Origin of the sequence: Rhodobacter sp. Har01 (genome assembly GCF_020564565.1) — a bacterium.
Taxonomy (GTDB): Bacteria; Pseudomonadota; Alphaproteobacteria; order Rhodobacterales; family Rhodobacteraceae; genus Pseudogemmobacter.
In genome coordinates this window covers 1-4,210 of sequence record NZ_JAJCTD010000023.1, presented here as the reverse complement: position 1 = coordinate 4,210, position 4,210 = coordinate 1, and the positions used below count along the sequence as shown (strand labels likewise).

Sequence of the window (4,210 nt, the reverse complement as noted above, 5' to 3'; positions counted from 1 at the left end):
CAAACAGCAAACCATCCAAAACCGCCGCTTGAACCATCAGCGTCAAGCCGCATAGCCTGAAACAGGTGAGCCAGAGCCCTCTGCTCCAAAATCAGGTCGACTGTTCCAAATCTCTCGACGACGGACACGCTAGAACGATCTTGACTTCGAACGGCACGCCAAATGGGTAAGGACGGATGGAGTTTCTTGTACACATTGGTTTCGCAAAGGCGGCCAGCACCTACGTCCAGAAGCACCTGTTTTCCGGTGCGCATCCCGACATCGGCATCTTGGGCGGGACCGTTGCGACAGCGACGAAGTCGGGTGGGGACATCTTCACCAACGGCACGGGGCGGCAGCGTTTCGTGCAGTCCTTTGCATTCGACGCAGACGCGGCCCGAGCGCGCATTCTGGCTGGGGCGACACCGGATCGCCGGGTGGTCGCGATTTCGAATGAGGAACTGGCGGGCCATCCCTACAGCGGCGGCATCCACGGCGAAATCATCGCGGAGCGCATCCGCCGGACCTTGCCGGAAGCGAAAGTCCTGATCGTGATCCGCGAACAGCGTTCGATGCTTCTTTCCGTCTTCGCCGATTTCGTGACGCGACAGAACGCCCGCTGTGGGCTGCGCCGATTTCTCGCGTCAAGGCTCCAGACCCAGATCCCCTGGCACAGGCCAGAGTTCTATTGCTTCTCGCACATCGTTGGCTGGTACCGGCAAGCGTTCGGGGCGGCCAATGTCCTGGCCTTGCCGATGGAGTGCATCCGCCAGGATGCCCCCGGTGCAATTGCAGAAATTTGCCGCTTTGCCGGAGTACGTACCCCCGACAGCGTACTTGCCGAGCCGGAAAACCGGCGCGACTACGTGCAATATGCAGCGTTGCGATTGCTGCCCGGCCTGAACGCGCTGGGGTCGCCGACGCCGGCGAACGGAAACACCGGGCTTGGAATACCGGACATCCGGCGCGGCTTGCTGGCCGCTGTTTCTGCAGCCCTGCCTTCTGCTGCGGTGCGCCGGATCGTGGACGCCGACGCGCGTCTGATTGAAATCCACTTGCGCCCGCTGGTGGCGGCCGACAACCGGCAGCTACAGGGAATGGTCGGCCATGACCTTGCGCGCCTTGGCTACATGATGGACTGACCTTGATTCCTCGTCACCTGGCGATCGTCCCAGCGTTCCGTCTTGGTGGAAAGCCGTTCCGCCATTCGAAGCCATGTTTCGCGGGAAAAGGCACTGGCGTGGCGGTCAATCCGCGCGCGGGTGCGCAGCATGGTGTCATCCCACCGGTTCTATCCGCGCCCGCCATTGCCTTGGCGTTGCTTAGGCGGCAGGCAGGGCAGCAGATCGGGCTTGGCGTCGGGTTCGGGCTTCGCGCCCTCGGTGCCGTGCTTCGCCTCCATGACGAAGTGCCCGGCGCGGCAAGGGCCGATGAAGCCGCGGGTTTGGCTGCCGGTGTGAATCAAATTCACCCGACGTTCGAAGCAATACCTTTCGCGTCGGGCAACTGCTGTTGCCGGATCGGGACGCTGGACGCCCAGAAGGTCGGTCAGATCATTTGCGAAGGACTGGAAATTCGCCCGGTCGCTGCCGCCTAGCCGCATCCACCGCTCAATGATCGGTCCAACGTCCAAGGGCCTGCCCGTTCTCTACGCGTCGCCGGAAGTGACGAAGGATTCCTGGTCCAAGGCTGCGGGATTTCGGCAGGCACAGGCAAACACCCTGTCTTCGCGCGCGTGCGTATTGGTGACCTTTCCTGCATTCTGGAAAGCGCCCGCGCCCTAGCATCGCGGACAGACCTGTTGCGTGCGGGGGGCAAGGCAATCTCTCGGGGATTGCCCTGGGGACCGGCGCGGGTTTCCGCCCTTTCAGAATCTGCAAGGATTGACGGCTGGGCCTTGGCTTCCCGGCTTCGCGCCCAGCGCAGCCGTTGGGCCTCGGCAATCCGTTCGCGGCCCTCGGGCGTTCTGGCCCCGGTCGATTTCCCGCCGTGAAACTTGCAGCGCCGCTTGCCCGGTTCGCTCAGCAATCGGCAGGCAAGTCCCTTGCGGGTGTTGTCAGAAGAACTTGGCCCGGGCCGACCTGGGTGCCCGGCTGGCCGCCCGGGATGACCGAACGCTCCCCCTTTCGTTACTTCAAGACGAGCCCCGAGATCATCCGCCTGGCGGTAATGCCCTAAGTCGGTTCGCCCCGTCGCCCCGTAGCGTCGAGGACCAGCTGCGGATCGATTTAAATTCAATGGGTTGCGAGTAGAGAAGGTTGTACGCCGGTCCCGTCCCCTCCGCCATTTTATCCATCTAAGTCATTGGAAAATATGGAAAAGCGAAAATCGCTTCCCCCAGAAATTCCCCCACACTCGGCTGGAAGGCCCCGGAATTTGCCGGAACACGCGCCTTTGCTGTGTGACGATTGCGGGCACCTGCGGCCAATGCGACGCCCGGCCGGTCAGGCGGCGAAGCGGCCGGTTTCGGTGACGCGGGCCTGGCCCAGCGCGGTCAGGCTTTCCAGAAGCGGCTGGATGCTGCGCGCTTGGCCTCGCTGGAATCGGCGGGCGACCTGTTCCGGGCTGGCCTCGCCCAGATCGTGAAGGGCGGCGCGGACGGCGGCGATCTGTTCGGGCAGGGTCTTGGGCCAGGGGGTCTTTTCGGTGGAAACGGCGGGGCCAATGTCCAGCGCGCCCTGTTCGCCCTTGGCGGCCACACCGCGGCCCTGGGGGTTCTGATAGTCAGGGCGCAGCCAGCGGACCAGCCCGCGCGCTTCCTCGGCCGCGCGGGTGCGGTTCAGGTCCACCAGCCGGTGCAGGATTTCATCATTGGAAAGACCCTCGGGCCAGCCATAGGCCGCGGCCACTTCGCAGTCGATCTGGTCGTGAATGTCCTTCAGGATGCCGACAAGGCCTTGATCGTAGATTTCGCGGTCCTTGCCATCGATCCGTTCCTTTGCCCGCAGCTTTTCCAGCACGTTATACATGCCTGTTAGGGTCAACTTAGGGTGCACGGCCTGTTGCGCCTTGCGGTGAGCATCAAGTTGTTCGCCAAGGTTGCGAAGGCGGGCCTTCTGGTCATTGGTTGGGTCGGGGAAGGGGAAGGGGTTGAAACACTGTGCATGGTTGTAGTTGGCATCGTTTCCGACACCTAGCCAAGCGCCCGACGATATCGCCCAAATGACATGATGGCGGGACGACAGCACCGCCAAGGCGTCGGCTTCGCGCAGCGCGACTGCGATTAGCTTCGCGTCTGGCAGAATATCCCCATCTAGGAAGCCAAAGACCCGATGCTTGGCAGTTCGACAAGTCGCTACGAACCTCGGAAGGCCCGATAACGCGGCCCGCATTTTGCTGCGGGGTTCTGCGAACACCCACCAAGAGTCGCGGTATGTCGCCCTTTTCTTCTCAGCACGCTCAGGTCTAACGAGATCAAGAATCTGCTGATAGAGGTGTGGGGCCGCGGCACGCGCACTCCCCTCTGACAGCCCATAGAAATCAATGATGTAGCCTGGCTCTTGTCCCGCGACAAACTGCTTACCGTTGAGGTAGCGCCGCAGAATGCCTTTTGCCAATGCTTCACTTTCGACTGACGCCGCCGGGCGGGATACTCGAAAACCCTCCCCAAGCGGTGTCACTCCCTGATAGGCTAGGCCCTCATTCGCCCGCAAGGGCTTGGCCGCCGCCACGTCTGCCCCGATCCGCAGATCGGCAAATACCTTGCCCTTCTCGGTCTGGAACACCACGGGCCGCCCTTCGGCCTCTGTCTCGCCCTTGCGTTCCTCGGTGATGGTCAGCAGCCGCCCCGGCACGCGGCCCGCCTCGGCCACGGTCATGGCGATGCGCACCGCCGCGCCCTCGCCCGCGTCCACCCAGGGGTGATCGGGAATGGCGAAGACCAGCGAAAGCGGGGCCTTTTCGTCGTTCAGGTGCGGGTCCAGAACCTTGCGGTTGAAGGTCTGGCGCAGGGAATTGGTGGTGATGAAGCCGAAGCGGCGGGTGCCTTTCACGCGGGCCTTGTCGGTGGCGGGCTTCCAGCCACGCGCCGCAAGGGCGGCCTTTTCCCACCAGAACATGACGAAATCCGCGCTTTGCGGCATCTTGTGTCAATCGGCGCGCAAAACTGACCCCGGATCGGCGTCCAATTTTGACCCTACCGGTTAGACGAGATCGGGGCCTGAGCCGACGGAACGGTCAGGGTGTGGAGTCGGCTCAGGCCCTGATCGGGGTCAGGCGCGGTTCTTGAAGC

4 protein-coding genes and 2 pseudogenes are annotated in these 4,210 nt (G+C 63.0%); 2 read left to right on the top strand and 4 right to left on the bottom strand.

The features are described from left to right. The first annotated feature begins 176 nt into the window (after window positions 1-176). The gene (locus tag LHP98_RS19170; RefSeq protein WP_227254150.1) at window positions 177-1,121 is read left to right on the top strand and encodes a sulfotransferase domain-containing protein; all 945 of its coding nucleotides are present in this window, start codon (window positions 177-179) and stop codon (window positions 1,119-1,121) included. On the opposite strand, the gene LHP98_RS19165 is transcribed toward LHP98_RS19170, so the two are convergent. The 3 genes and pseudogenes from LHP98_RS19165 to LHP98_RS19655 form a co-directional block, all read right to left on the bottom strand. Further along, window positions 1,106-1,252, bottom strand: a complete 147-nt coding sequence (locus tag LHP98_RS19165; RefSeq protein WP_227254149.1) for a hypothetical protein — start codon at window positions 1,250-1,252, stop codon at window positions 1,106-1,108. The two genes, LHP98_RS19170 and LHP98_RS19165, sit on opposite strands and share 16 nt — an antisense overlap. Window positions 1,253-1,270: 18 nt before the next feature. Further along, complete coding sequence (locus LHP98_RS19160) at window positions 1,271-1,612, bottom strand: type IIL restriction-modification enzyme MmeI (RefSeq protein ID WP_227254148.1); 342 nt, start codon at window positions 1,610-1,612, stop codon at window positions 1,271-1,273. Next, window positions 1,573-2,019: pseudogene (locus LHP98_RS19655) on the bottom strand (HGGxSTG domain-containing protein); the annotation flags it as partial. The pseudogene LHP98_RS19655 and the gene LHP98_RS19160, both read right to left, overlap by 40 nt. Window positions 2,020-2,085: 66 nt before the next feature. Here LHP98_RS19655 and LHP98_RS19155 point away from each other — a divergent pair. Beyond that, window positions 2,086-2,198 (top strand): annotated as a pseudogene (locus LHP98_RS19155) (IS6 family transposase); the annotation flags it as partial. Between the two features lie 225 nt (window positions 2,199-2,423). Here LHP98_RS19155 and LHP98_RS19150 read toward each other — a convergent pair. Then, on the bottom strand, window positions 2,424-4,037 hold the full coding sequence (locus tag LHP98_RS19150) for a type IIL restriction-modification enzyme MmeI (RefSeq protein ID WP_227254147.1): 1,614 nt from the start codon (window positions 4,035-4,037) through the stop codon (window positions 2,424-2,426). Window positions 4,038-4,210 lie beyond the last annotated feature (173 nt).

Excerpts from the sequence above, each read along its gene's own strand:
- LHP98_RS19150 (WP_227254147.1), bottom strand. The coding sequence starts at position 4,037 with ATGTTCTGGTGGGAAAAGGCCGCCCTTGCGGCGCGTGGCTGGAAGCCC.
- LHP98_RS19170 (WP_227254150.1), top strand. The coding sequence starts at position 177 with ATGGAGTTTCTTGTACACATTGGTTTCGCAAAGGCGGCCAGCACCTAC.
- LHP98_RS19165 (WP_227254149.1), bottom strand. The coding sequence starts at position 1,252 with ATGCTGCGCACCCGCGCGCGGATTGACCGCCACGCCAGTGCCTTTTCC.